The sequence below is a fragment of the Nocardioides sp. GCM10028917 genome, assembly GCF_042666175.1.
In the GTDB taxonomy this organism is placed as follows: Bacteria; Actinomycetota; Actinomycetes; order Propionibacteriales; family Nocardioidaceae; genus Nocardioides.
The window spans coordinates 443,829-469,392 of sequence record NZ_JBHTFL010000001.1 but is presented as its reverse complement, the minus strand read 5'-3'; the positions used below and the strand labels follow the sequence as shown (position 1 = coordinate 469,392).

General features: G+C 72.1%; 22 protein-coding genes. 8 read left to right on the top strand and 14 right to left on the bottom strand.

Annotated features, from left to right (window positions below):
• Positions 1-35: 35 nt before the first annotated feature.
• Positions 36-2,957 (bottom strand): ATP-binding protein, encoded by a 2,922-nt coding sequence (locus ACFQW6_RS02250; RefSeq protein WP_378540711.1) that lies wholly within the window; start codon positions 2,955-2,957, stop codon positions 36-38.
• 160 nt (positions 2,958-3,117) lie between these two features.
• On the opposite strand from ACFQW6_RS02250, the gene ACFQW6_RS02245 reads away from it, so the two are divergent.
• Positions 3,118-3,405: a hypothetical protein gene (locus tag ACFQW6_RS02245; protein ID WP_378540709.1), complete on the top strand. Its 288-nt coding sequence runs from the start codon at positions 3,118-3,120 to the stop codon at positions 3,403-3,405.
• A gap of 139 nt (positions 3,406-3,544) precedes the next feature.
• Here the strand turns inward: ACFQW6_RS02245 and ACFQW6_RS02240 are convergent, their stop codons facing one another.
• Positions 3,545-6,475 (bottom strand): ATP-binding protein, encoded by a 2,931-nt coding sequence (locus tag ACFQW6_RS02240; RefSeq protein WP_378540706.1) that lies wholly within the window; start codon positions 6,473-6,475, stop codon positions 3,545-3,547.
• Between the two features lie 171 nt (positions 6,476-6,646).
• Here ACFQW6_RS02240 and ACFQW6_RS02235 point away from each other — a divergent pair, with 171 nt between their 5' ends.
• The 3 genes from ACFQW6_RS02235 to ACFQW6_RS02225 all read left to right on the top strand — a co-directional run bounded on the left by ACFQW6_RS02235 (position 6,647) and on the right by ACFQW6_RS02225 (position 10,552).
• On the top strand, positions 6,647-7,294 hold the full coding sequence (locus ACFQW6_RS02235) for a DUF1707 domain-containing protein (protein ID WP_378540703.1): 648 nt from the start codon (positions 6,647-6,649) through the stop codon (positions 7,292-7,294).
• 156 nt (positions 7,295-7,450) lie between these two features.
• Positions 7,451-8,533, top strand: coding sequence for an ABC transporter ATP-binding protein (locus ACFQW6_RS02230; protein WP_378540700.1), 1,083 nt, complete (start codon positions 7,451-7,453; stop codon positions 8,531-8,533).
• 93 nt (positions 8,534-8,626) lie between these two features.
• A complete protein-coding gene (locus ACFQW6_RS02225; protein ID WP_378540697.1) occupies positions 8,627-10,552 on the top strand; it encodes an alpha-amylase family protein in 1,926 nt (641 codons plus the stop codon).
• 84 nt (positions 10,553-10,636) lie between these two features.
• On the opposite strand, the gene ACFQW6_RS02220 is transcribed toward ACFQW6_RS02225, so the two are convergent.
• The 4 genes from ACFQW6_RS02220 to ACFQW6_RS02205 are packed head-to-tail and all read right to left on the bottom strand — an operon-like array spanning position 10,637 to position 15,018.
• Positions 10,637-11,902 (bottom strand): ABC transporter ATP-binding protein, encoded by a 1,266-nt coding sequence (locus tag ACFQW6_RS02220; protein WP_378540695.1) that lies wholly within the window; start codon positions 11,900-11,902, stop codon positions 10,637-10,639.
• A gap of 7 nt (positions 11,903-11,909) precedes the next feature.
• Positions 11,910-12,773 carry a carbohydrate ABC transporter permease gene (locus ACFQW6_RS02215; protein ID WP_378540692.1) on the bottom strand — a complete coding sequence of 288 codons (864 nt, stop codon included), beginning with the start codon at positions 12,771-12,773 and terminating at the stop codon, positions 11,910-11,912.
• On the bottom strand, positions 12,773-13,720 hold the full coding sequence (locus ACFQW6_RS02210; protein ID WP_378540689.1) for a carbohydrate ABC transporter permease: 948 nt from the start codon (positions 13,718-13,720) through the stop codon (positions 12,773-12,775). The genes ACFQW6_RS02215 and ACFQW6_RS02210 overlap by 1 nt, the downstream gene beginning before the upstream one ends.
• On the bottom strand, positions 13,717-15,018 hold the full coding sequence (locus ACFQW6_RS02205) for an extracellular solute-binding protein (RefSeq protein ID WP_378540687.1): 1,302 nt from the start codon (positions 15,016-15,018) through the stop codon (positions 13,717-13,719). The genes ACFQW6_RS02210 and ACFQW6_RS02205 overlap by 4 nt, the downstream gene beginning before the upstream one ends.
• 102 nt (positions 15,019-15,120) lie before the next feature.
• Here ACFQW6_RS02205 and galK point away from each other — a divergent pair, with 102 nt between their 5' ends.
• A complete protein-coding gene (gene galK / locus ACFQW6_RS02200) occupies positions 15,121-16,254 on the top strand; it encodes a galactokinase (protein ID WP_378540685.1) in 1,134 nt (377 codons plus the stop codon).
• Between the two features lie 115 nt (positions 16,255-16,369).
• Here the strand turns inward: galK and ACFQW6_RS02195 are convergent, their stop codons facing one another.
• Positions 16,370-17,296, bottom strand: a complete 927-nt coding sequence (locus ACFQW6_RS02195) for an alpha/beta fold hydrolase (protein ID WP_378540683.1) — start codon at positions 17,294-17,296, stop codon at positions 16,370-16,372.
• Positions 17,297-17,387: 91 nt separating this feature from the next.
• Here ACFQW6_RS02195 and ACFQW6_RS02190 point away from each other — a divergent pair, with 91 nt between their 5' ends.
• On the top strand, positions 17,388-18,221 hold the full coding sequence (locus ACFQW6_RS02190; RefSeq protein ID WP_378540681.1) for an esterase/lipase family protein: 834 nt from the start codon (positions 17,388-17,390) through the stop codon (positions 18,219-18,221).
• Here ACFQW6_RS02190 and glpX read toward each other — a convergent pair.
• The 5 genes from glpX to ACFQW6_RS02165 are packed head-to-tail and all read right to left on the bottom strand — an operon-like array spanning position 18,186 to position 22,122.
• Complete coding sequence (gene glpX, locus ACFQW6_RS02185) at positions 18,186-19,199, bottom strand: class II fructose-bisphosphatase (protein ID WP_378540679.1); 1,014 nt, start codon at positions 19,197-19,199, stop codon at positions 18,186-18,188. The genes ACFQW6_RS02190 and glpX overlap by 36 nt on opposite strands.
• A gap of 1 nt (position 19,200) precedes the next feature.
• Positions 19,201-20,181, bottom strand: coding sequence for a sulfate/molybdate ABC transporter ATP-binding protein (locus ACFQW6_RS02180; protein WP_378540677.1), 981 nt, complete (start codon positions 20,179-20,181; stop codon positions 19,201-19,203).
• Complete coding sequence (gene modB, locus ACFQW6_RS02175) at positions 20,178-20,969, bottom strand: molybdate ABC transporter permease subunit (protein WP_378540675.1); 792 nt, start codon at positions 20,967-20,969, stop codon at positions 20,178-20,180. Before modB ends, ACFQW6_RS02180 begins: the two co-directional genes overlap by 4 nt.
• Positions 20,966-21,718 carry a molybdate ABC transporter substrate-binding protein gene (gene modA / locus ACFQW6_RS02170; RefSeq protein WP_378540673.1) on the bottom strand — a complete coding sequence of 251 codons (753 nt, stop codon included), beginning with the start codon at positions 21,716-21,718 and terminating at the stop codon, positions 20,966-20,968. Before modA ends, modB begins: the two co-directional genes overlap by 4 nt.
• Entirely contained in the window at positions 21,715-22,122 is a 408-nt protein-coding gene (locus ACFQW6_RS02165) for a molybdopterin-binding protein (protein WP_378540671.1), read from the bottom strand. Before ACFQW6_RS02165 ends, modA begins: the two co-directional genes overlap by 4 nt.
• A gap of 118 nt (positions 22,123-22,240) precedes the next feature.
• Between ACFQW6_RS02165 and ACFQW6_RS02160 the strand changes: the two genes are divergently transcribed.
• Positions 22,241-22,783, top strand: a complete 543-nt coding sequence (locus ACFQW6_RS02160; protein ID WP_378540669.1) for a DUF4245 domain-containing protein — start codon at positions 22,241-22,243, stop codon at positions 22,781-22,783.
• Positions 22,784-23,052: 269 nt separating this feature from the next.
• On the opposite strand, the gene ACFQW6_RS02155 is transcribed toward ACFQW6_RS02160, so the two are convergent.
• Positions 23,053-23,265 (bottom strand): exodeoxyribonuclease VII small subunit, encoded by a 213-nt coding sequence (locus tag ACFQW6_RS02155; RefSeq protein WP_378540666.1) that lies wholly within the window; start codon positions 23,263-23,265, stop codon positions 23,053-23,055.
• Complete coding sequence (gene xseA / locus ACFQW6_RS02150) at positions 23,258-24,511, bottom strand: exodeoxyribonuclease VII large subunit (protein WP_378540664.1); 1,254 nt, start codon at positions 24,509-24,511, stop codon at positions 23,258-23,260. Before xseA ends, ACFQW6_RS02155 begins: the two co-directional genes overlap by 8 nt.
• 46 nt (positions 24,512-24,557) lie before the next feature.
• Between xseA and ACFQW6_RS02145 the strand changes: the two genes are divergently transcribed.
• Positions 24,558-25,556 carry a 4-hydroxy-3-methylbut-2-enyl diphosphate reductase gene (locus ACFQW6_RS02145; protein ID WP_378540662.1) on the top strand — a complete coding sequence of 333 codons (999 nt, stop codon included), beginning with the start codon at positions 24,558-24,560 and terminating at the stop codon, positions 25,554-25,556.
• Positions 25,557-25,564 lie beyond the last annotated feature (8 nt).

Sequence of the window (25,564 nt, the reverse complement as noted above, 5' to 3'; positions counted from 1 at the left end):
GGATCGACCCGTGGTGGGGGGTTGTCCAGATCCCGTCAGGTGGTCCCGACGCGGTCGAGCGTGGCGGCCGCCGCATCGGCGAGGGGCACGTGCTGCCGGGCGTCTGCGCGGGCCCGGACGGCCAGCCGGCTCGCCAGGCCGCCCCGGCCGTCGTGGAGGGCCACCTGTGCGCCGCGCCACCGGCAGTAGCCGGACTGGTGCGGACGTCGCAGCAGGTCCCACCGGGAGGCCGCTCGTGCCCAGAGGTCGACGGTGGCGCGGTCCTCCAGCCGGGACAGCTCGGCCTCCCACAGCAGCGCGTTGGCCGTCGTGGCGACGTCGGGGACGCCCGGCCCGAACGGGTCGGTCGAGGCGCCGGCGACCTGCGCACGGAGCGAGCTCGACGTCGATCGTCGCAGGCTCGAGGGTGCCGCCGTCTCGTCCATGACCTCTGCGTGTGCCCGGGCCAGCGCGACCAGCAGTGGCGCGGCCGCGGCGGCCTGCTCCCCGGCCAGGTCCCGCGCCAGCACGTCCGCGAGCCGTGGGCACGTGTCGGACGCCCGTCCCGCCCAGAGCTCGATCTCCGCCTCCCAGGGCAGGCACAGCGTCCAGTTCTGGTCGTGGATGCGAATGTGCTCGTCCGCCGCGCGACTGCGCCGGAGGGCGGCCGGCGCGTTCCCCTCGCGCAGCTCGACGGCCGCCAGCATGAGATGGGCGAACGCGGTGTTGGTGGCGGGGCGCGAGCGGGTGATCGGCTCGATCCACGCCCGCGCCGCGCGGGTGTTCCCGTCGAGGAGGTGCGCCCAGCACACGTTCGTGCGGACGAGGGCTCCCGGGTAGGAGAGCTCGAGGTCCCAGGCTGCCGCGGTCGCGAGCGGGGCGCGGGCGATCTCCTCGGCGCGCGCCGCTGGCGACGACGTGCTGAGCAGGGCGTCCGTCGCGTTGGCGGCGATCATCAGCTGGGCGACCGGGTCGGAGTCGTCGTCGTCCTCGAAGGCTCGGAGGGCCTCCTCCACCGCCGCCTCGGCGTCACCGGTGGCCAGGCTCGCCCTCCAGAGCACCGACGCCCGATGACGACCGCGGAACCGGGCATCGGCGACCTCGAGGAGCTCGGCCGACCGGTCGATCGCGGCGAGCGCCTCCCTGTGCCGCCCCATCTGCAGGAGGAGCCCGGTGCGGTCCTCGTGCAGTCGGAAGAGCTCCGGCGACGGCGGCAGTGGTTCGAGCAGCCGCAGCGCCAGGTCCATCAGCTCCTCCGCCCCGGCGCCGTCTCCTTCCTCGTAGCGCTGCGACCCCAACCGGTGCAGGACCTGGGCGCGTGCGCTGTCGGTGAGCTCGTCGAGCGGCAGCCGGGCCGCGCGGTCGGCGAGGTCGTGGCCCGTCTCGACGTCGCCCGTCTCGACGGCGGCCTCGATCGCCCGCACGAGCACCTCCCACAGGTCGACGTCCTCGGGCGTGTGGCCCGCGTCCCACAGGGCCAGCACGCGCAACCACGTCGCGAGCTCCTTCGCGAAGGCGAAGCGCGCGCCCGCCACGATCGCCGCATCGATGCGTGCGGAGACCTCCTGGTCGGGCCGTCCGGCCGCCAGCCAGTGGTCCGCGACCTCGGCCGGCTCCACGCCGGGCGCCGCGGTCAAGGCCTCGGCGAGGCGGGCGTGCACCTCCACCGCCTCTCCCGGCACCAGGCGTCGCGCGACGGCCTCCACGAAGAGCGGGTGGGCGAGCTCGGCGTCCTCGCCGGTGCCGGACCGGAGCAGACGCCGCCGCGCGAGCAGGTGCAGGGCCTCGTCCATCGCCTCGGGTGGCACTCCCGTGGCGGCACGCAGCACGTCGGGAGGCAGCCTGCGTTGAGCGACCCCCAGCATCCGCGCCACCCGCCAGGGCACGTCGTCGAGGTCGCCGATGCGTCGGTCGAGGAGGTCGGCGAGGGCGCGGGGCAACACGACGGCGTCCGGGCCCGCGGCGAGCTCGGCGGTGTACAGCGGCAGGCCCTGGCTCCGCGCGTGGATGCGTCGGGCCAGGTCGTCGGCGCCACGTCCCAGGAGCAGCCGCAGCTGCTCGGCGGTCTCGGCAGGGGTGAGCGGTGGGACGTCGACGGCAGTGACGCCGTCCGTCCGGCGCGCACGGGCGAGCCAATCGGTGTGCACGTCGGACACGTCGGGGTCGTCCACCCGCCACGTCGCCACGAGCGGTGGACGCGACGGACTGGTGATGAGGTGCGTGAGCAGGTCGAGGGTGCTCCGGTCAGCCCAGTGGAGGTCCTCGAGGTGCACCGCGAGCGGACGCGCGTCCGCCAGGGCGCGCAGGGTGCTGCCCACCGACGCGAAGAGCCGCTCGAGGCCCCAGAGGTCGTCGGAGGCTCGAGCTCCCGGGCTGTCGTCGAGCTCGGGCAGCAGCCTCGCCAGCGAGGTGGCCACGAAGGTGGGGCACGCAGCCAGGGCCTCCGCCATCCACTGACCGTCGTGCTCGAGCACCGCGCGGAGGGCGTCGGCCACCGGCATGAGCGGCATCTCGCGGGAGAGGTGCAGGCAGCGACCGACAGCGACGAAGACGTCCGTCGAGCCCACAGCCGCACCCACGAGGGCCGACTTGCCGATGCCTGCCTCACCCGTGACCAGCAGCAGTCCGGTGCCCGACGTGAGGTGGTGTCGTACGACCCTCAGCTCAGCCCCGCGACCCGCGATCCGAGTGGCGCCGCGCTCGGTCCCGGGATCGCCCGACGGCGCCGAGGCAGCCAGCCAGAGCTCGCGCGCCTGCGGCACGTCGCCGCCCATCGCCTCGACCAACAGCTCGACCGTCCCCCAGCTGGGAAGCGCCGGCGACGACAGCGCCTTCGAGACGGTGGTGTGCGAGACCCCGGTCTGCTCCGCGAGCCTCCGGAGGCTGGGCCAGCCCGCTCGGTGGTGCAGGTCGTGGAGACCGTCGACGAGCTCCCGATGGGGTCCGGGAGGCACCTCGGGTCGCGGTAGCGCGCCCATCGGACAAGGATCGCCGATCCGGTGGGGGACCCACGGGTGGTCCAGACCGCTCGCGGTCGGGGTGTCAGCGTCTGTCAACCCTTGTCAACCGTTCCGGCGGCGGTCCCACCGTGGAGGAACGGCCGGTCCATCCGGGTCCGGCACCACGAAGGGACACCCCATGAACACCAACACCCATTCGGTCCGCCGACGCATGGCTGCGTGTGCGGTTGCGGCCCTCGTCCTGCCCGTCTTCGCCGCCTGCGGTGCCGACGTCGATCCGCCGGCCCAGAACATCAACCGCGGCACGGACGACAAGGACACCAAGGCCCCGGTGCCCGAGTACACCTCGGGAAACCGGTACCACTTCGGTGACGAGTACGGCCAGCGCTCGCCGAAGAAGCAGGAAGCCGAACCGGACCAGGAGCGGAGCCTCAACCGGAAGGACTTCCGGGACAACGCCCTGTGAACGAGGCAGACCGGGCGCCGTCGGGGGGCGTCCGGTCCTCGTCCCTTGGCCGCGTCCGCCCGATGGATCCCTGCCCCTCCGGGCGCAGGGATCCATCCACGTCCTCACCCGTCCGCCACCGCGGACGGTGTGCCGTCGCTCACCGGCCGGACGTCTCGGCGATCACCCGGGACAGGGGCACGTGCTCACGGGCGTCGGCGGCGGCCCGCCGCAGCAGCCGATCGGCGACGGCGCCCCGGCCCTCGCGGAGCGCGACCTGCGCCGCGCGCCAGCGGCAGTACGCCGCCGCGTGGGGTCGGCCGAGGTGGCCCCAGGCGACTGCGGCACGTGACCACTGGTCCACCGTGTCGGTGCCACGAGCCCGGACGAGCTCGGCGTCCCAGGTCACGCCGGCCGCCACCCCTGCCGACGACCGCTGCGCGTCCAGCGGGTCGAGGCGGGCCCGCCGGCGCATGGCCTCCAGGTCCTCCAGATCTTCCGGACCCTCCAGGCCCTCGAGTGCGGTCGCGACCTCGTCCGACGCACCACCTCCCGGAGGCGTGCGCGCGTCGGCCGCGGCTCGGGCGAGCACCAGGAACGCCAGCCAGTAGTCGGCGATCCCGGCGGAGTCGAGGAACGCGTCGAGCGGGTCGTGCAGCGCCGCCCATGCCTGCTCCGGCTCGTCCTGCCACAGGAGCGCGGTGGCCTCCCACACCGCACGGTTCAGCCTGTTGCGCGTGCTGCCACCGACCTTCACCAGCCCGCGCATGGTCCTGATCGCGTCGCCGGTACGACCCTGGACGATGTCGAGGCGCGCCGACACCCACTGGCCCGGCCAGTCGTCGTAGCTGTGCGACCGCGGCACGTCGACCAGGCGGGCAGCGGCGTCGCCGGTCCGGCCCGCGTCGAGGTAGGCCTCGACGACATTGGCCTTCACCAGCGTGAGGAGGTGGAAGTCGAGCTGCCACTCCCGCCCGAGGTCGAGCACGAGCCGGGCGGCCTCCTCGACCTCGCGGGGCGGCCGGTGATGCTGGAGGAGCACGTCGGTGTGCATCATCGCCAGGTTGGCCTCCCGCCACGGTCCGGCCGTGCCGGCCACCCGGCTGCGCGCCCGGCGGAAGAGGTCGAGCGCCGCGGCGAGGTCGCCGAGGTGACCCACGTGCCAGGCCAGGGTGGCGGCGGTCTGGAAGTACAACGCGTCGTCATCGAGCTCCGCGCAGGCGTCGAGGGCCCCCTGGAGGTCGATGGTCGCCTCGTCGTAGCGGGCCAGGTCCATCAGGGCGTTGGCGCGCTGGTCGAGGACGTGGACGAGCCCGGCGCCGACGGGATGCCCGGCCAGGCGGTCGAGCGCGCGGTCGGCGAGCACCAGGGCGGCCTCGGGATCGTCCCCGACCAGCCAGGCGACCTGCGCCGCGCGGCGGATCACCCTGGCCGCCTGCTCGTCAGGCAGCGCGTCGACGTCGAGCTGCTCGTCGTCGACCAGGGCCGCGCAGGCCTCGAGCCGACCCGACAGCTGCAAGGCGTCGAACGCGGACAGCCACGCCGTGACCAGGCCCTCGGGCGCGACGGCGTGCTGGCGGCCCAGCTCGAGGATCCGCAACCAGTGCTCGGCCTCCGAGCGCGGGTCGGTGCGACGGCGTGCCTGGCGGGCGGCGGCGGCCCGCCACCGGGCCTCCTCCGTGGTCCCCCCGGCGAGCCGCCAGTGCTCGGCGACCACGGCCGGGTCCGCGCCGCCGCCGCGTCCGAGCAGCTCGGCGAACATGCGGTGCAGCCGGCGTACCTCGCCCGGGAGCAACCGTCGCCGAGCGGCGTCGGCGAGGAGGGGGTGCGCCAGCCTCACCGTGTCCGTGGCGCCCACGCTCACCAGGTGTCGCGCCGCGAGGTGCCGCAAGGCGCCGACCACGGCGTCGTCGTCGAGGCCGGTGGCGGCGACCACCAGCTCGACGCCGACCGGCCCGTCGGCCACGCCGAGCGCGGTGGCCACCCGGTGCTGGTCCGGTGAGAGGTCGCCGAGGCGCCGGTCCAGGAGGTCGGCCAGCAGCGGTGGGAGGGTCGGGTCGTCCCCCTGGATGGCGAGGTGGGCGGTGAAGAGGGGATGCCCGCGTGACCGCTCGTGGATCCGCCGGGCCCGGTCGGTGGTGGTGCCGTCGAGCCACCCGGCCAGCCGCAGCTGGTCGCGTGTCTCCGGCAGGGTGAGCGGACCCAGGCTCATCGTCCGGACCCCGGGCAGTGCCTGCACGCGCGCCAGCCACTCGCTCCGCCACCGCTGGACCCTCTGGTCGTCCAGGCGCCACGTCACGGTGATGGGCACGTCCACGTCGCGCGACAGGACGTACTCGAGCAGGTCGAGGGTGGTCGCGTCCGACACGTGCAGGTCCTCCACCACCGCAGCGAGCGGCCGGGTCGCTGCGAGCCTGGCGAGCACCGCCGCGACGGCTGCGTAGAGGTGCTGCTGGGCGAAGTCGACGTCGTCGGCCGACGCCGCGGCACCACTCAGCTCGGGCAGGAGGCGGGCGAGCGCCCCACGTGCGTAGGCCGGGCAGCCGGACAACGCCTCGCCGATCCACCGACCGTCGTCCGCGTCGTGGATCGAGCGGAGCAGCTCCACCACAGGCATGAGCGGGACCTCGGTGGAGAACGGCAGGCAGCGCCCGACGGCCACGCGGGTGTCGGTGAGGGCCGCCGCCGCGTCGACGAGCGTCGACTTGCCGATCCCCGCCTCGCCGGTCACCACCAGGAGGCCGCCGTGCCCGTCCAGGTGGTCGCGCACGACGGCGAGCTCGGCCCGGCGTCCGGCGATCCCGGGGGACGGAGCGGGAGCCGCGTCGTCGTCCGCCGAGGACGCGGCGAGCCAGAGGGCGTGGAACTCCGAGCGGCTGCCGCCCATCGCCTCCACGAGGAGCTCCACGGTGCCCCAGGGCGGGAGGACGCTGCTGGAGAAGACCTTGGAGACCGTGGTGTGGGACACCCCGGCGTGCCGGGCGAGCAAACGGAGGCTGGGCCAGCCTGCCCCGTGGTGCAGCGCGTGCAGGGCGTGGACCAGGTCCCGGTGGGAGCCCGGCGGCAGGACCGGGCTCGGTAGTGCGCCCATGTCACCTCCGACAGCCGCTGGTGCAGTGCCCGAGACGTCGTTCCCCACCATCCGCCGCGCGAGGCGCCGTGTCCATGCAATTCCGGTCCCCGTGCCGCGTCCCGGCCGGCGGGTCGGCGTCCCTGACGCCCGTCACGGGCGGGGACTGCCGCTCGTCGCTAGGCTGGAGCCATGGGGGAGATCGAGAACCGCCCGCACGATCCGTCGCAGATGCGCATCTCCGACGCCGACCGCCAGCGCGTCACCGACGTGCTGCGGGACGCTGCGGGGGAGGGCCGGATCGACCTCGACGAGCTCGAGGAGCGGCTGGAGCTGACCTGGCAGGCCAAGACCTACGGCGAGCTGGTGCCGATCACGCTCGACCTCCAGGCGCCGGGCCCCGCAGTCCCACCCGCCGGCCCTCCGGTGCGTCGTACGCCGTCTGCGGTGCCCGCGGTCGGGCACAACTCGTCCGTCGCGATCATGAGCGAGTGCAAGCGCCACGGCGTCTGGTCGGTGCCCGAGCACCACAGCGCCTTCGCGATGATGGGCGGAGTGGTCATCGACCTCCGGCAGGCACAGCTCTCGGCCCACGAGACGCTCCTCAACGCCAGCGCGATCATGGGCGAGGTGAAGGTGATCGTCCCCGCCGACATGCACGTCGTCATGGACGGCACCCCGATCATGGGCGAGTTCACCCAGGCCAAGGACAAGGTGCCCGCCGAGGTCGGCCCCGGCTCCCCGGTCGTACGCATCCGCGGGATGGCCCTCATGGGGTCGGTCACGGTGCAGCGCCAGCCGGCGCCGGGCACGCCGAAGAAGTACCTCGGCACCTACTGACGACACGCGGCGACCCGCCCGTCGGCCCGCGCCCCCACCGTCGGGAACGACCGCGGGACGGGCCGCGATTGCTGCGCCCACCCGGGGGCCCTAGTGTGACCCGGGTCACTTCACTACGGATCGTCCGGCACGTACCTGCCGGTGAAGGAGCAGAACATGGCATCAGTGACGTTCGAGAAGGCGCAGCGGTGGTATCCCGGCACCGACGAGCCGGCCGTGCCCGGCATCGACCTGGAGATCAAGGACGGCGAGTTTATGGTGCTCGTCGGCCCCTCCGGCTGCGGCAAGTCCACGACCCTGCGGATGCTCGCGGGGCTCGAGGAGGTCAACGACGGGCGCATCTACATCGGTGACCGGGAGGTCACCAACGTGCCGCCCAAGGACCGTGACATCGCGATGGTCTTCCAGAACTACGCGCTCTACCCGCACATGTCGGTCGAGGAGAACATGGCGTTCTCGCTCAAGATGGCCAAGGTGCCCGCAGCCGAGCGCAAGGAACGGGTGGCCAAGGCGGCGGAGATCCTCGGCCTCACCGAGTACCTCGAGCGCAAGCCCAAGGCACTCTCGGGCGGTCAGCGTCAGCGTGTGGCGATGGGTCGCGCGATCGTCCGCGCACCGCAGGTCTTCTGCATGGACGAGCCGCTGTCCAACCTCGACGCCAAGATGCGGGTGCAGACCCGCACCGACATCGCGCGTCTCCAGCAGGACCTCGGCGTCACGACCGTCTACGTCACGCACGACCAGGTCGAGGCGATGACGATGGGCGACCGGGTCGCGGTGATGAAGCTCGGCGTGCTGCAGCAGGTCGACACCCCGCTCAAGCTCTACGACAAGCCCGCCAACCTCTTCGTCGCCGGATTCATCGGCTCGCCGCAGATGAACCTCATGGAGGGCACGGCGGTCGACGGCGACGTCATGGTGGGCAAGTACACGGTGCCGGTCGACCCCACCGCCGAGCGCAAGATGTCGGGCAGGGTCACCGTCGGCGTGCGTCCGGAGAGCTGGCGCATCGTCACCGCCGAGGAGGGTGGCCTGCCCGTCAAGGTCACGGTCGTCGAGGAGCTCGGCGCCGACAGCTTCGTCTACGGCACCTGCGACGTGGAGGGCACGCCCTCCAACGTGATCGTCCGCGTGGCCGGACGCCAGCACCCGCAGAAGGGCGAGACCCTCTACGTCACCACCGACCCGCAGAGCGTCCACGTCTTCGACACCGAGTCCGGCGAGCGCCTCTCCGACTGAGTCGTCGCGCCGCACCGTCCAGCACGGCTGAGCCCCCGGGAGCCTCTCCCGGGGGCTCAGCCGTCCACGGCGTCACTTCGCCATACTGGGCGCGTGAGCCGCACCGAGCCGGAGTCCGCTGAGTCCTCCGCTGAGTCCTCCGCTGTGTCCTCCGCTGTGTCCTCCGCTGCGTCCGACACCGGCTTCGTGCAGCGGCTGGCTGCCCTGGAGCCCGATCTGCTCGACACCGTGTCGCGGGTCTACGGGGCTGACGCTGCGCCCGAGGTGACCCGAGCCCTGGTCGAGGTCGCCCGGGCCGCGCACGCCGCCCGGCCGGCGGAGCTGCGCGCGCTCGACGAGCGCAGGCTGCGCGAGCCGGACTGGTTCCAGCGTCCCTCGATGGTGGGGTACGCCGCGTACGCCGACCGCTTCGCCGGCACCCTGCGCGGGGTGGGGGAGCGCGCGGCGCACCTGCGCGGGCTGGGTGTCGGCTACCTGCACCTGATGCCGCTCCTGACGCCGCGACCGGCACCCAACGACGGCGGCTACGCGGTCATGGACTACCGCTCCGTGCGGCCCGACCTCGGCACGGTCGACGACCTCCGGGACCTCGCGACCACGCTGCGCGGCGAGGGCATCAGCCTCTGCCTCGACCTCGTGCTCAACCACGTCGCGCGCGAGCACGAGTGGGCCGTCGCGGCGCGGGCGGGCGACCCGGACAGGCGGGCCTTCTTCCACGTGCACCCCGACCGCGAGGTGCCCGACGCCTACGAGGCGACGCTGCCGGAGGTGTTCCCCGACTTCGCGCCGGGCAGCTTCACCTGGGACGAGGAGCTGTCGGGCTGGGTCTGGACGACGTTCAACGACTACCAGTGGGACCTCGACTGGTCGAACCCCGCCGTCCTCCGCGAGCTCGCCGACATCATCCTGTCGCTGGCCAACCTGGGCGTGGAGGTGTTCCGCCTGGACGCGATCGCGTTCATCTGGAAGCGCCTCGGCACCGACTGCCAGAACCAGCCCGAGGTGCACGACCTCACCCGCGCGCTCCGCACCGTCGCCCGCATCGCGGCCCCCGCGGTCCTCTTCAAGGCCGAGGCGATCGTCGGCCCGGCGGACCTGCCGGCCTACCTCGGCGTCGGCGAGCACGCGGGCCGGGTCAGCGACCTCGCCTACCACAACGGCCTGATGGTGCAGGTCTGGTCGATGCTCGCCTCGCGCGACGCCCGCCTGGCGACGTACGCCCTGCAGCGGCTGCCGCAGCCGCCGTCGACGACGGCCTGGATCACCTACGTCCGCTGCCACGACGACATCGGCTGGGCCATCTCCGACGAGGACGCCCGCGCGGTGGGCCTCGACGCGGCCGCGCACCGGCGCTTCCTGTCCGACTTCTACTCCGGGTCCTTCCCCGGCTCGTGGGCGCGGGGGCTGGTCTTCCAGCACAACGAGCAGACGGGGGACCGGCGGATCTCCGGCTCGCTCGCCTCGCTCGCCGGCCTCGAGGCGGGCGATCCGCAGGCCGTCGCCCGGATCCTGCTCGCGCACGCGATCATCCTGTCCTTCGGCGGCCTGCCGGTGATCTGGATGGGCGACGAGGTCGGGCTGCTCAACGACGACGGGTGGGCCGACGACCCCGACCACGCCGCCGACAACCGGTGGGTGCACCGGCCGCGGATGCCGTGGGCCGACGTCGAGGCCGACCCCGACCCGCACGGCATCACGTCGGGCCTGCGGCACCTGCTCGACGTACGACGCTCGCTGCGGCACCTGCACGCCGCCTCGCCCACCGAGGTGTGGGACCCACGCGACCCTGGCGTCCTGCTCGTGGTCCGGCGGCACCCCGACGGCCCGCTCCTCGCGGCCGCCAACGTCACCGACCGGGAGGCGTGGGTGGCCGCCGACGTCCTGCACTGGCTGGGCCTGCACTCCGACGACCTCGTCGACGCCCTCACCGGCGTCGCGCCGGACCTCCACGACGGCGCGGTGCGGCTCGATCCCTACGCGTCGGTGTGGCTGCACGCGTCTCCGTCGGTGCCCGCCTGACGTCCTGCCACGCGGCAAGGCCCCGGGAGCAGCGCTTCCGGGGCCTCGTTCCACGCCGACCTGCGGGGCCGGACGACCGTGCGGTCAGGTGGTGGCGGTGTCCGAGCCCGGCTGCACCTCGTCCTGCTCGCGCCCGACCTCCTCGGCCTTCGCCATGGCGTTGCCGTCCGGCACGGTGCCCGCGTGCTCGGGGTCCACCGTGAGGTTCTCGCCCGTGGCCGGGTCGAAGAGGTGGATCCTGCGGGCGTCGACCCAGATGGTGGCCTCGTCGCCCTCGCTGATCCGGCTGGCACCGTCGAGCGAGACCACCAGCTGCGTGCGCAGGGACTCGCCGTCGAGGTCGCGCTCGAGCTGCTGGAGCTGCTTCTCGACCTCGGGCGGGGCCTCGAAGGGGATGTAGGCGTAGGCCTCGTTGCCCAGCCACTCCACCACGTCAACCGTGGCCTTGAAGGTGGCCTCGTCGGTCACCTTGTCCGAGTCGACGACGTTGGCGTCCTCGAAGTGGTCCGGACGGATGCCTGCGATCAGCAGGCCCTTGCCCTGCGCCTTCGCTGCCTTGTCGTCGGGGATGGTGACCGTGCCGAACGGCAGCTCGACCTGGTTGCCCTTCACCGTGGCCGGAAGGAAGTTCATCGGCGGGGAGCCGATGAAGCCGGCGACGAAGAGGTTGGTCGGGTTCTCGTAGAGCTCGCGGGGGGTGGCGAGCTGCTGCAGGATGCCCCGCTTCAGCACCGCGACCCGGTCGCCGAGCGTCATCGCCTCGGTCTGGTCGTGGGTGACGTAGACCGTGGTGATGCCGAGGCGCTTCTGCAGGCGGGAGATCTCCGTGCGCATTTGGCCGCGCAGCTTGGCGTCCAGGTTGGACAGCGGCTCGTCGAAGAGGAACGCTTCGGCCTCGCGGACGATCGCACGCCCCATGGCCACCCGCTGCCGCTGGCCTCCGGAGAGGTTGCCCGGCTTGCGCTCGAGGTGCTCGTCGAGCTCGAGCGTCTTCGACGCGTCGCGCACCTTCTGGTCGACCTCGGAGTCCGACGCGCCGGCCAGCCGCAACGGGAAGGCGATGTTCTCGTAGACGGTGAGGTGGGGGTAGAGCGCGTAGTTCTGGAACACCATGGCCAGGTTGCGGTCGCGCGGTGCGAGATCATTGACCTTCTTCCCGCCGATCACCATGTCGCCGCTGGTGATGTCCTCCAGCCCCACGATCATCCGGAGCAGCGTCGACTTCCCGCAGCCGGACGGCCCGACCAGGATCAGGAACTCCCCGTCGGCGACGTCGATGCTGACGTCGTTGACGGCAGGGAAGCCGTCGCCGTACTGCTTGACGATGTTCTTCATCTCGATGGCAGCCATGGCGGCCTCACCCCTTCACTGCGCCGGAGGTCAGGCCGGCGACGATCTTGCGCTGGAACAACAGGACGATGATGACCACCGGCAGCGTGACGATGACCGAGGCGGTCGACAGCTGTGCGTACGGTGGGTTGAACGGGTCTGGTCCGACGAAGAACGACATCTGTGCGGGCACGGTGCGCGACGCGGTCGTCGAGGTCAGCGAGATCGCAAGCACGAACTCGTTCCACGCGAAGAAGAAGGTCAGGATCGCCGCGGTGAAGACACCTGGGGCGGCGAGCGGGACGATCACCTTGCGGAAGGCCTGCCACGATGTCGCGCCGTCGACCTGGGCCGCCTGCTCCATCTCCCACGGGATCTCGCGGAAGAAGGCCGACAGGGTCCAGATCGCCAGCGGGAGCGTGAAGGACATGTAGGGGATGATCAGGCCGGGCCAGGTGTTGAACAGGCCGAACGTCGTCCACAGGTCGAACAGCGGGCCCACCAGTGCGACGACCGGGAACATCGCGATCGCCAGCGCCAGCGAGAGCACCAGCCGCTTGCCCTTGAACTCCAGCCGGGCGATGGCGTAGGCCGCCAGCGTCGCGAGGATCACCGAGAGCAAGGTGGCGATGATGGAGATGCCGAACGAGTTGAAGAGGGCCTTCTGGAAGTCCTTCTCCACACCGGTCGGGTCGGGGCCTACAAAGGGCCAGTCCCACAGCGCCTTGTAGTTGTCGAACGTGGGGTCCTTGGGCAGGAACTGCGGACTGCCGACCGCCGTCTCGCCCTCGGACTTGAACGAGAGCGAGAGAATCCACGCCACCGGGAACAGGCACCACACGAGGATCAGCAGGAAGCCGACCCAGGTGCCGAACTTGGTCTTGCCCTTCATCAGCCCTCACCTCTCGCAGACGCCAGATCCACCTTGAACAGCTTCACGATCAGCCACGCCAGCAGCAGCACCGAGATGAACAGCACCACCGAGAGCGCTGACCCGAGCCCCAGCTGCATCTGCTCGATCACCTGCCGGTAGGTGAGGAACGAGATCGACTCGGTGTCCTGGGCGCCCCTGGTCATGATGTAGATGTTGTCGAAGATGCGGTACGCGTCGAGGGCCCGGAAGAGGACTGCGACCATGATCGCGGCCCGCATGTTGGGCAGGATCACCTTCCACAGCCGCTGCCACCAGGTGGCACCGTCGACCTGGGCCGCCTCCAGCATGTCCTCGCTCACCTGGGACAGGCCTGCCAGCAGCAGCAGGGCCATGAAGGGCGTGGTCTTCCAGATCTCGGAGACCATGATGGCGAACATCGCGTGCCAGTGGTCGCCGAACCAGTTGGTGTCCTCGGCGATCCACGGCAGCCAGTTGAACCACGCGTTCACGAAGCCGTTGTTGAGGGAGAACGCGAACTGCCAGGCGAAGGCGGAGACCACCGTGATGATGCCGTAGGGGATCAGGATCGAGGTCCGCATCACTCCGCGCGCGAACACGATGCGGTGCATCACCATCGCGAACGCGAAGCCGATGACCAGCTCCACGGCCACCGTCACGACCATGATCAGGACGGTGTTCCACGTGTCCTGCCAGAACAGGCCGTCGGTCAGCACGGTGACGTAGTTGTCGATCCCGATGAACTCGCGGTCGTCCGGCGCGGTGAGCCGGTAGCGGAACAGCGACAGGTAGAGCGCCTGGATCATCGGCCAGGCGGTGACCAGCAGCATCATCACCACGGCGGGTGCGACCAGCTTGAGGCCGAGCCTGTTCTCGGCCTTGGACCGATCGCTCGCCACGGCCTTGGTGGACACGTCGGCGGGTGGGCGTTGCAGGGTGGTGCTCACAGCAATCTCCCTCCTTCCAGGATCTGCTGGGTGAAGTCCTGGGACTCCGGGGGCGTGTCCTGGTTCACGTTGGCCGGCGGGTGCCAGGTGTTCTGCAGGGAGCTGGAGATGTCGCTCCAGTAGGGAGTGACCGAGCGCGGGGCCGAGGTGTCGACGCTCTCCTGAAAGAGCTTCAGGAGGTCGTCGGGGTACATGTCTGCAAGTGCGGGATAGTCGTAGCCTGCAGTGCTGGCCGGCATGTTGCCGGTCATCTCGGCGTTGATGCCCTGCTGCTCCGGCTCCACCAGGCAGGCGGCGGCCTCCAGCGCGAGGTCCTTGTGGTCGGAGAACTCACTGACGGCAATGCCGATGCCGCCGTAGGGCGGTCGGGACTCCTCGCCCTCGACCGTCTGGGGGTAGCGGGTGTAGCCGATGTCCTTGGCGACGTCGGGGGCCGTCTCGTCGTAGTTGTGGAAGATGTAGGTCCAGTTGACCATGAACGAGCCGTTGTCCCCGCCGAAGGTCGAACCGGCGGTGCCCTCGTTGGAGACGCTGAGGTCGGCGGGAGCGGCCTCGGAGGTCGCGAGCTCCTCGATGACCTTCGCCGCGTCCTCGCCCTGCGGGCTGTCGATGGTCAGGTCGAGGTCGACGCCCTTGTCGGCGTTCTCCACCAGCTGCCCGCCCGCGCCCGCGATGAGCGCGTTGATCCAGACGCTGTAGCCCTCGTACTTGTTCGCCTGCACGCCGATCTGTCCGCCGTTGTCCGCGGCGGCCTGGATGATCTGGTCCCAGGTGACCGGCTGGGTCATGTCGAGGCCGGCCTTCTCCACGAAGGACTTGCGGTACCAGAGCACCTGGGTGTTGGACCAGAACGGGAAGACGACCAGCTTGTCCTCCCACGTAGCCGCATCCATCGCGCCCTTGAAGGTGCCCTGCTCCTCGAGCTGCGCCTTGGCGTCCTGCGGGACCTCGGCGAGGAAGCCGGCATCGGCGAACTCCGCGGTGAACGGCGGGTCGAGCGACATGAGGTCGATCTCGGGATCCTCGGCCGCGAGACGTCGCGACAGTTGGATGCGCTGCTCGCTCGAGCTCTGGGGGAGCACCTGGGTGGCGATGGTGTACTCGTCGGTCGAGCACTTCTCGGCGATGGCTGCTTGGCCCCCGGTGTCGGGATTGATGTACCAGGTCAGCTCGGTCTTGCCGCTGTCGCTGCTGCACGCGGCCAGCAGGGTACTGGCAAGGGCCAGGCTGGCGAACGAGCCAGCGACCCGACGAGCCCCTGGACGACCGCGCGAGCGGGTCGATGATCGTGGTGCCATGCGCCCCTCCTAGGTATGACGAGAGTCACTGGTCTATCGGCTGCGACTAGTGTTTGGCAACAGCGCCTCACCCAGAGGAACGCCGTGACGAGAGAGGCTCATGTGACGAGCTGGTTCGCGCCCGGTCGCATCAACCTGATCGGCGAGCACACCGACTACAACGACGGCTTCGTGCTGCCGTGCGCGCTGGCGGTCGGGTGCACCGCGACCGTCTGGTCCGTCGGGGTCGGCTGGACCGGCACCGCCGAGGGCTCCGACGCCTGGACGGTGCGATCGGTCCAACAGCCTGACCCGGTCGTCGTACGACGCTCCGGTCTGGATGCCGCCGACATGCAGGGCGTGCCCGAGTGGTCGCGCTACGTGCTGGGTGCGCTGTGGCTGCTCGCCGACCGCGGCGTCGACGTCCCGCCCCTCGAGGTCGAGGTCGACTCCGACGTGCCGTCGGGAGCCGGGTTGTCGTCGTCAGCCGCGCTGGTCTGCTCGGTGGCGCGGGCCGTCGACGCCCACCTCGGTCTCGGGCTCGACGACGACGCGCTCTTCGCGCTGACCCGCGACGTGGAGAACGACGCGGTGGGCGCGCCGACCGGTGGTATGGACCAGCTGGTGAGCCTGCGCGGCGAGGCCGGACATGCGCTGTTCTGCGACATGCGGAGCCACGCGACCCGGTCGGTCCCGCTCGACCTGGGTGGCAGTGGGCTGGCGGTGCTGGTGGCCGACACCCGCGCCCCCCACCGTCACTCCGACGGCGAGTACGGCGCCCGGCGCCGCGGCTGCGAGGAGGCGGCCCGCCGCCTGGGCGTCCCCGCGCTGCGGGACGTGTCCGCCGACGACCTCGATGCCGCGCTCGAGCGCCTCGACGACGAGGAGCTGCGCCGCTACGTGCGGCACGTCGTCACCGAGGACGACCGCGTGCTGTCGGTGGTGCGGCTGCTCGACGAGGGCCGCCTCGCCGACGTCGGACCGCTGCTCACCGCGTCGCACCGCTCGATGCGCGACGACTTCCGGATCACCGTGCCGGAGGTCGACATCGCCGTCGACGCGCTGCTGGAGGCGGGGGCGCTGGGTGCCCGGATGACCGGCGGCGGCTTCGGCGGCTGCGTCATCGGCCTGGTGCCCGTGGCGTCCGTGGACGCGGCGGGTGACGCCGTACGCCGTGCCTTCGCGGACGCCGGCTTCGGTGAGCCCGACCTCTTCACGGCCGAGCCGTCGCAGGGCGCTCACGCCGTCGACGGCTGACGAGTTCAGCGCTGGTCGAGGAGGTCGCGCAGCGACCGTCACGAGACCCGGATGATGGGTCTCGTGACAGGACTTCGTCCTTCCTCGACCAGCGAACCAGGTGGCCGGCCAGCGGCTACGAGGCCCGGTCGGCCGTCCGCCGGATCGCGTCGACGAAGGTGCCGAAGAGCTCGGGCGGCAGGTCGTGGCCCATGCCGTCGATGGTGACCAGCTCGGCGCCGGGGATGGCGGCGGCGGTCGAGCGCCCGCCGCTGACGTGGACCATCTTGTCGGCGTTGCCGTGGATGACGAGGGCGGGGATGCGGAGGCTGCGCAGCCGCGGGGTGCGGTCGCCCTGCGTGAGGATGGCGAGCATCTGGCGCACCACGCCGCTGGCACTGACGCCGCGGTCGAACGTCTCTCCGGCGCGGGTGCGCAGGGCCTCGGGGGCGGAGGGGTAGGCGGCGGAGCCGATCAGCGCCCACATGGCGACGCTGCTCTCGACGTACGCGTCCCGCCCGGCCCCGCGCGGCCCGATCAGCCGCGGCAGGAGGGACGGGTGCTGCCAGCCGACCGTGCGTCGTCCGGTCGTCGAACTGATGCTGGTCAGCGAGCGCACCCGCGTCGGGTGCTCGACGGCGACCGTCTGCGCGATCATGCCGCCCATCGACACGCCGACGAGGTGGGCGGACTCCAGGCCGAGGTGGTCGAGCAGCGCGACGGCGTCGCCGGCCAGGTCGGACATGGTGTACGGCGTCCGCGCACGACCGGTCGCGAAGGCGCGGACGAGCTGGTCGCGCCGGACCGGAGCCGCGATCCGCGACGACCGGCCGGTGTCGCGGTTGTCGTAGCGCACGACGTGGAAGCCGGCGCCCGCCAGCTGCTCGCAGAAGGCCTGGTCCCACCACGTCATCGGGCCGCTCAGGCCCATCACGAGGAGCAGCGGCTCGTCGTCGGGGTCGCCGAAGGTCTGGTAGCAGAGCTCGACCTGGTTGCCGATCGGGGCGCGGAGCTCGTCGGACGCGAGGGGCGGCTGGGAGCTGTCTCGAGAGGGCGCGGACATGGCGCCAGTGAACACGACAGCCGTCCCCAATTAAACGCAAAGTGACCCACATCCCCGGTGTGAAGAGGGTTCTGGGCTAGGTTCGATGATTGTGACGCAGCGCACAATGGCCGCATTCCTGACCCCGGAGGGCTTCTCGCAGCCTTCCGTGGTGGCGGTGCTGCGCGAGGGTTCGGCCCTCACCGAGGCCGGCCGCTACGCCGTCTCGGCCTTCGGCTCCCGCGGCGCACGACGTCGTACGCCGCTGGGCGCACACCCGGTGCGGATGGGCGAGCCGGTGCTGCTGGTGCCGGGGTTCCTCGCCGGCGACTCGTCGCTGGGGCCGATGAGCCGGACGCTGCGCCGCCAGGGCTTCAGGACCTACCGCGCGGACATCCGCGCCAACGTCGGCTGCACGCGGTCGGCCGCCGCGCAGCTCGAGGAGCGGCTGGAGGAGATCTCGCAGCGACGCGGGTCGCGCGTGCGGATCGTGGGCCACAGCCTCGGCGGGATGCTGGCCCGCGGCGTCGCCGCCCGACGGCCCGACCTCGTCGCGGGCATCGTCACGATGGGCAGCCCGATGCTCGCGCCGGGTGCCCACCACGTCTCGCTGGCCCGCAGCGTCGACCTGCTCGTGCGGCTCAACCGCGCCGGGATGCGCGGCCTGATGGCCGAGGACTGCGTCGCCGGCCACTGCGCCCAGGAGAGCTTCGACCAGGCCCGCGCACCGCTCGCCGAGGGCATGGACTTCACCGCGATCTACTCCCGGCGCGACGGCATCGTCGACTGGCGGGCGTGCATCGACCCGGCCGCGCGGCCGGTGGAGGTGCGCTCCTCGCACGTGGGGATGGCGTTCGACCCCCTCGTCATCACCGCGGTCTCGGCCGCGCTGCGGCCGCCGGTGGCGCCGTCAGTTGTCGAAGTCGATCGTGGAGAGATTGCGTAGCTTCGAGAGCCGGTGCTCGGCGGTGATCGAGCGGACGGTGCCGCTGCGCGAACGCATCACCAGCGAGTGCGTGGTCACGCCGTCGCCGCGGTAGCGCACGCCCCGCATGAGCTCGCCGTCGGTGATGCCGGTGGCCACGAAGAACGCGTCGTCACCGGTGACCAGGTCGTCGGTGCCGAGCACGAAGTCGCGGTCCAGGTCGTGGCCGGCGTCGAGGGCGCGCTGACGCTCGTCGTCGTCCTGCGGCCAGAGCTGGCCCTGGATCTTGCCGCCGATGCACTTCATCGCGCACGCGGCGATGATGCCCTCGGGCGTGCCGCCGACGCCGAGCATCAGGTCGACGCCGGTGTCGGGGCGGGCCGCCATGATCGCGCCGGCGACGTCGCCGTCGGTGATGTACTTGATGCGAGCGCCGGTCGCGCGGATGTCCTCGACCAGCTGGGCGTGGCGGGGCCGGTCGAGCAGCACCACGGTGACGTCGTGGATGGAGATGCCCTTGGCCTTCGCGACGCGGGCGATGTTCTCCTTGACCGGCAGCCGGATGTCGACGTGGTCGGCGGCCTCGGGACCGGTGGCGAGCTTGTCCATGTAGAAGACCGCGCTCGGGTCGTACATCGAGCCGCGCGGTGAGACCGCCAGCACCGAGACGGCGTTGCTCATGCCCTTGGCGGTCAGCGTCGTGCCGTCGATCGGGTCCACGGCGACGTCGCACTCGGGGCCGGAGCCGTCGCCGACCTCCTCGCCGTTGAAGAGCATCGGGGCGTTGTCCTTCTCGCCCTCGCCGATGACCACGGTGCCGCGCATCTCGACGGTGGAGATCATGTAGCGCATCGCCTCGACGGCGACGCCGTCGGCGTCGTTCTTGTCGCCGCGACCGACCCAGCGCCCGGCCGCCATGGCGGCCGCCTCGGTGACGCGCACCAGCTCGAGGGCGAGGTTGCGTTCGGGCTGCGGGGCGCTGGAGCTCATGCCGCGCATGCTATCGGCGGGAGGGGTAGCGGCTCACCGCGGTCGCCTTGGCCGACAGCCACACGTCGCGGCCCGGCACGAGCTCGAGCTCGGCCGCGGCGGCGGGCGTCAGGTCGGCCAGCAGGTCGGGGGAGGCGTGCACCAGCAGGCGTACGGCGTCGCCGTGGGGCGCGAGCGTCGCGATGGGTCCGTGCCAGCGCAGGCGCGTCGACCCCTCCGGCTCGTGCAGCGACACCACGACGGAGTCGGGGGTGAAGGCGATCAGCTCGTCGCCGTCGGGCACGAGGTTGAGCCCCACGAGACGGGCGACGTGAGGGGTGCGGGGCTCGGCCGCGACCTCGGCGGGCGGACCGACCTGCGCCACCTGCCCGTCGTCGAGCACGAGGACCGTGTCGGCCAGCGTCAGCGCGTCGATCGCGTCGTGGGTGACCAGGAGGGCGATGCCCGGGAAGTCGCGCAGGTGCCGTCCGAGCTCGATCCGCAGCGCCATCTGCACCGACACGTCGAGACCGGTGAAGGGCTCGTCGAGCAGCAGCACGTCGGGCTCGGTCGCCAGGGCCCGGGCGATGGCGACGCGCTGCGCCTGGCCGCCGGAGAGCTCGCGCGGCTTGCGCCCCGCGAGGTCCGCGATGCCGAAGCGCTCGAGCCAGTCGCGGGCGACGGACTCCGCCGTCGCCCGCCCATCGCCACGGGCTCGCAGGCCGAAGGCGACGTTGTCCAGGGCTGAGAGGTGCGGGAAGAGCAGCTGGCCCTGGAACACCAGGCCGACCCGGCGCTCGCGGACGGGCAGGGTGAGCAGGTCGGTGTCGCCGAGGTGCGCGCTGCCCTCCACGTCGACGAGCCCGGCGACGGCGTGGAGAAGCGAGCTCTTGCCCGCGCCGTTGGGCCCGATGACGGCCAGGACCTCACCGGGCTCGGCGGTGAACGCGGCGTCGACGCGGTCGGCGACCCGCAGGTCGGCCACGAGCCGTCGTGCCGGCGCCGCGCTCACGGCGTTCCCAGCCAGTGGTCGCGCAGGGCGACGAGGACGCCGACCGAGACCAGCAGCATCACCAGGCTCAGGGAGAGGGCGGCGTCCTGGTCCGCCTGGCGGGTCACGTAGATCAGCGTCGGCATCGTCTGGGTGGTGCCGGGGTAGTTGCCGTTGAAGGTGATGGTCGCGCCGAACTCGCCGAGCGACCGTGCCCAGCCGAGGACCGCCCCGGCGACCACCCCGGGCAGGGCGAGCGGGACGGTGACCCGGCGGAACGTCGTCCAGCGGGTCGCGCCGAGGGTCGCGGCAGCCTCGTCGTACCTCGCGTCGGTCGAGCGCAGCGCGCCCTCGATGGTGATCACCACGAAGGGCATCGACACGAAGACGTGCGCCAGCACGACGCCGTACGTCGTGAACGGGAAGGCGAAGCCGGTCCAGGCCAGGAGGGGCTCACCGATGATGCCGGTGCGCCCGAAGGCGCTGCGCAGGGCGACGCCGGCGACGACGGGTGGCAGCACCAGCGGCACGGTGACCAGCGCGCGCACGGCACCACGGCCGCGGAAGTCGACTCGTGCCAGCAGCCAGGCGAGGGGCAGCCCCAGGAGCAGGCAGAACACGATGGCCACCGTCGAGGTGACCAGGGAGATGCGGAGCGCGTCCACCGCGGCGCGCGACGTGAGGTGTCCGGGCAGTGCCTGCCAGTCGGTGCTCGCGACCATCGCCACGAGCGGGACGAGCAGGAGCATCGTGGCGAGGACCGCCGGCACCATCAGCAGCGCCGGCGGCCGCCCCAGCCGGTCCCTCACGGGCTGCCGAAGCCGGCGTCCCGGAGGATCGCCTGCCCCTCCGTCGACGTCACCCACGCGACCCAGTCGGCGGCGAGGTCAGGGTCCTCGGACTGCGCCAGGGTCGTGACGAGGTACGAGGTCGGCTCGTCCTCGGCTCCGGGGATCTCCACTGCGTCGACGGCGTCTGCCGCGGCGACCGCGTCGGTCGCGTAGACGAGGCCGGCGTCGGCCTCGCCGGAGACGACCTTGTCGAGGGTGGCGCGGACGTCCTCCTCGAGGCTGACCGGCTCGGCGGTGACGCCGTTGGCGTCGAGCACGGCGAGGGCGACCTTGCCGCACGGCACCTCGTCCGAGCACCGCACCCACGTGGCGTCGGCGAGGTCGTCGAGCGACTCGATGCCGGCGGGGTTGCCCGTCGGCACCACGATCGTGACGACGTTGGTCGCGAAGGTCTCCACCTCGCCCGTGACGCCCGCGTCCTCGGCGAGCTGCATCGAGGCCTCGTCGGCGGTGGCCAGGACGTCGCCGGGAGCGCCGTCGGCGACCTGTCCTGCCAGGTTGGTGCTCGAGTCGAAGGAGAAGATGACATCGGCGTCGTGCTCCTCCTCGAACGGCCCGGCGAGCTCGTCGAAGACGTCGGTCAGCGAGGCGGCGGCGAGCACGGTGAGCGTGCCGCCATCTCCACCAGCTCCGGCGGCGGCCCCGTCGTCGCCACCCCCGCAGGCGGCGAGAAGGAGCAGCAGGGCAAGGACGGCGAGCCGCCTCACTTCGGCACCTCCACGACGACGTTGGTGGACTTCACGCTCGCGATGGCCCGCACCCCCGGCTCGAGGCCGAGCTCGTCAGCGGCGTCGGTGCTCATCAGTGACACCACCCGGTAGGGACCGCAGATCATCTCCACCTGGGCCATCACGGGGTCGCGCTTGACCCGCGTGACGATGCCGCTCATCCGGTTGCGCGCGCTGACCGTCCTGGCGCGCGTGCGGTCCCGCTCGGCAAGCTCGCCCGACTCCGCGAGGTGCTCGGCGAGGTCGGCCAGGTCGCGGCCCGCCACCGTCGTACGCCCCTCGTCGCGGGTCGAGGGCAACCGACCGGCGTCCACCCAGCGGCGTACGGTGTCGTCGCTGACGGCCAGGATCTCGGCCGCCTCCGCGATTCGGTACGTGATCACCCGTGAAGTATGCCGCACCTGCGGTGATTCGTGCGTCGGTGCGCCGCACCTGCGGTTGCTGCTCCCGGACCTGCCCCCGGCGTTACAGCGCTGCGGGCCGGCTGGGAGGATGGCCCGCGTGAGTGGGCAGGGACAGCCGAGCCGTTACACGCGCTCGTTCAACGGGATGACCGGCGCCCTGATCGTCACGGTGCTCGCGGTGCTGGCGTTCGTCGCGTGGCGCGGGCTGTGGCGCAGCGACGCCGAGAGCGAGCCGGAAGCCGTGGACTGGCAGGCGCGCGTCGAGCTCGCGCAGCAGGCAGACCTCCAGGTCGTCCATCCTCGCGAGCTGCCGGCCGGTTGGACCGCCACCAGCACCGAGCTCGCCGCCGGCGACGACCCGCGGTGGAGCCTCGGCGTGCTCACCGACGACGGTCAGTTCGTCGGGATCCGGCAGCAGGACACGTCGGTCAGCGACCTCGTCGAGCTCTACGTCGACGAGGACGCCGAGGCCGGCGACGACGCCACCGTGGCCTCCGACATCACCGACACCTGGCAGACCTGGTCCGACGACGGTGGCGACGTGGGGTACTCCACCGAGCTCGGCGACGAGGCGCTCCTCGTCTACGGCTCCGCCCCGGCCGAGGACATCGAGACGTACCTCGGGCTGCTGACTCGGTGAGCCGCCCGGCTGCGAGCCAGTCGCGACGGCCCTAGCGGTGGCCTAGGGGGATTCAGGCTGCGTGGAACCCGCCTCACGCACCGCTGGTCAAGCGGGTCGGGCGCGTCGAGGGTCGAGCGGTGGCCCAAGGGGATTCGGACTGCGCAAAACCCGCCTCACGCACCGCTCGGTGGGCGCGTACGACCTGGCGCGCGTGAGCGGTGCACGAGCCACCATCACCCGCCCCGGATGTGGGTGGGCCACCGCTCGGCTCGAGCACCGGAGGCGGATCAGTCGTCGGCCTCGGCACCGACCGCTTCGTCGAGGCGCTTGCGGGCGCCGTCGAGCCACTGCTGGCAGACCTTGGCGAGCGCCTCGCCCCGCTCCCAGAGCGCCAGCGACTCCTCGAGGGTGGTGCCGCCGGCCTCGAGGGTGCGGACCACCTCGATGAGCTCCTCGCGGGCCTCCTCGTAGCTGGGCGGCTCGGGGGTGGCGTCACTCATCGGGGTCCTCCTCGACCAGGGTGGCTGCTTCGATGCGGTCTGTCGTGGCGTGGATGCGGCCGTCCGCGACCCGGACGGAGACGGCGGCGCCCTCCGCAGCCTGCGCGACGGACGTGACGACGTGGCCGTCGGCGTCCTGGAGCACGGCGTAGCCACGCTGGAGCGTGGCGAGCGGCGAGAGTGCCTGCGCCCGGGCTCGCTGGTGGCCGATGTCGTCGGCGGCCCGGTCGAGTCGGTGCGAGAGCGTACGGCGGGCGCGCGCGAGCAGGTCGTCGAGCTCGTCGGAGCGGGCGGCGAGCAGGTTGCGCGGGTCGGCCATCGCCGGGCGGGAGCGCACCTGGGCCAGCCACTCCTGCTCGCGCGCGATGCGCTGGGTGATGACCTGGCGGAGCCGGTCGCGCGCCCACGTCACCCCCTGGACCTCCTCGGCCATGTCGGGGACGACGAGCTTGGCGGCGTCGGTGGGCGTGGAGGCGCGGACGTCGGCGACGAGGTCGAGCAGCGGCTGGTCGGGCTCGTGGCCGATCGCGGACACGAGGGGCGTACGCATGCCGTGCACCGCCCTGATCAGCGCCTCGTCGGAGAACGGCAGCAGGTCCTCGATCGAGCCGCCGCCACGCGCGACCACGACGACGTCGACGCCGGCGTGGCGCTCGAGCCGGTCGAGGGCCTCCATCACCTCGCTCGCGGAGCGGGTGCCCTGCATGGCGGCGTAGGCCACCTCGAACTGGACGGCCGGCCAGCGGCGGCGCGCGTTGTCGAGGACGTCGCGCTCGGCGGCGCTGTTGGGCGCGGTCACCAGGCCGACGCGGCCGGGGAGGAACGGCAGGTCGCGCTTGAGCTCGGGGGCGAACAGGCCCTCCGCGGCGAGCAGCTGGCGGCGCCGCTCCAGCCGGGCCAGCAGCTCGCCGAGGCCGACCATGCGGATCTCGCGGGCGGCCAGGGAGAACGAGCCGCGGTTGGCGTAGAAGCTGGGCCGGGCGTGCACGACGACGCTGGCCCCCTCGACGAGGGGCGGGTTCATCGAGTCGACGAGCGACCGCGAGCACGTCAGCGTCACCGAGATGTCGGCGACCGTGTCGCGGAGCGTCATGAAGACGGTCTGCATCCCGGGGCGCCGGTTGACCTGCGCGATCTGTCCCTCGACCCAGACGCCGCCCAGCTTGTCGATCCACTGCGAGACGGCGTTGGCGACGGCCCGCACCGGGGCCGGCGACTCGGCCGTGGCATCGCGGAGTGAGGGCACGCGGCGAGGATAGGGGAGGGCGCGGACACGCCCGTAGACTCGCCCCATGAGCACCGACCTCGGCCTTCCTCCGGTCCTTGACCCCGAGACCGCCAAGAACGTCCTGCTCGCGGCTCCCCGCGGCTACTGCGCCGGCGTGGACCGCGCCGTGATCACGGTCGAGAAGGCGCTCGACCTCTACGGCGCCCCGGTCTACGTCCGCAAGCAGATCGTGCACAACAAGCACGTGGTGGCCAACCTCGAGTCGCGCGGCGCGATCTTCGTCGAGGAGCTCGACGAGGTGCCCGAGGGCCGCACGGTGGTCTTCTCCGCCCACGGCGTCTCGCCGGCGGTCCACGCGCAGGCGGCCGAGCGCGGCCTGAAGACCATCGACGCCACCTGCCCGCTGGTGACGAAGGTGCACCACGAGGCGAAGCGGTTCGCCTCCGACGACTACGACATCCTCCTCATCGGCCACGCCGGTCACGAGGAGGTCGAGGGCACGGCGGGCGAGGCGCCCGACCACATCCAGCTCGTCGAGAGCCCGGCCGACGTCGCGCGCATCGAGGTCCGCGACCCCGCGAAGGTGGCCTGGCTCTCGCAGACCACGCTGAGCGTCGACGAGACCCTCGAGACGGTCGCGGCGATCCGGGAGAAGTTCCCGCTGCTGCTCGACCCGCCGAGCGACGACATCTGCTACGCCACCCAGAACCGCCAGCTCGCGGTCAAGGAGATCTCCTCGGCCGCCGACCTGGTGATCGTGGTCGGCTCGCGCAACTCCTCCAACTCCGTGCGGCTGGTCGAGGTGGCCCTCGAGGCCGGCGCCAAGGCGTCGTACCTCGTCGACGACCACACCGAGATCGACGAGGCCTGGCTCGACGGCGTCGAGACCGTGTCAGTCACCTCCGGCGCGTCGGTGCCCGAGGACCTCGTCGAGGGCGTGCTCGCCTATCTCTCCGAGCGCGGCTACCCCGACGCCCGTGCGGTGCACTCGGCCGAGGAGTCGCTGATCTTCGCGCTGCCACCGGAGCTGCGGCGCGACCTGCGCGCGGCCCAGAAGGCCTGACGGGAGAG

What these genes read in the sequence shown, in the direction of transcription:
- ACFQW6_RS02250 (WP_378540711.1), bottom strand. Translation starts at nt 2,957, where the DNA reads ATGGGCGCGCTACCGCGACCCGAGGTGCCTCCCGGACCCCATCGGGAG.
- ACFQW6_RS02245 (WP_378540709.1), top strand. Translation starts at nt 3,118, where the DNA reads ATGAACACCAACACCCATTCGGTCCGCCGACGCATGGCTGCGTGTGCG.
- ACFQW6_RS02240 (WP_378540706.1), bottom strand. Translation starts at nt 6,475, where the DNA reads ATGGGCGCACTACCGAGCCCGGTCCTGCCGCCGGGCTCCCACCGGGAC.
- ACFQW6_RS02235 (WP_378540703.1), top strand. Translation starts at nt 6,647, where the DNA reads ATGGGGGAGATCGAGAACCGCCCGCACGATCCGTCGCAGATGCGCATC.
- ACFQW6_RS02230 (WP_378540700.1), top strand. Translation starts at nt 7,451, where the DNA reads ATGGCATCAGTGACGTTCGAGAAGGCGCAGCGGTGGTATCCCGGCACC.
- ACFQW6_RS02220 (WP_378540695.1), bottom strand. Translation starts at nt 11,902, where the DNA reads ATGGCTGCCATCGAGATGAAGAACATCGTCAAGCAGTACGGCGACGGC.
- ACFQW6_RS02215 (WP_378540692.1), bottom strand. Translation starts at nt 12,773, where the DNA reads ATGAAGGGCAAGACCAAGTTCGGCACCTGGGTCGGCTTCCTGCTGATC.
- ACFQW6_RS02205 (WP_378540687.1), bottom strand. Translation starts at nt 15,018, where the DNA reads ATGGCACCACGATCATCGACCCGCTCGCGCGGTCGTCCAGGGGCTCGT.
- ACFQW6_RS02195 (WP_378540683.1), bottom strand. Translation starts at nt 17,296, where the DNA reads ATGTCCGCGCCCTCTCGAGACAGCTCCCAGCCGCCCCTCGCGTCCGAC.
- glpX (WP_378540679.1), bottom strand. Translation starts at nt 19,199, where the DNA reads ATGCGCGGCATGAGCTCCAGCGCCCCGCAGCCCGAACGCAACCTCGCC.
- ACFQW6_RS02155 (WP_378540666.1), bottom strand. Translation starts at nt 23,265, where the DNA reads ATGAGTGACGCCACCCCCGAGCCGCCCAGCTACGAGGAGGCCCGCGAG.
- ACFQW6_RS02145 (WP_378540662.1), top strand. Translation starts at nt 24,558, where the DNA reads ATGAGCACCGACCTCGGCCTTCCTCCGGTCCTTGACCCCGAGACCGCC.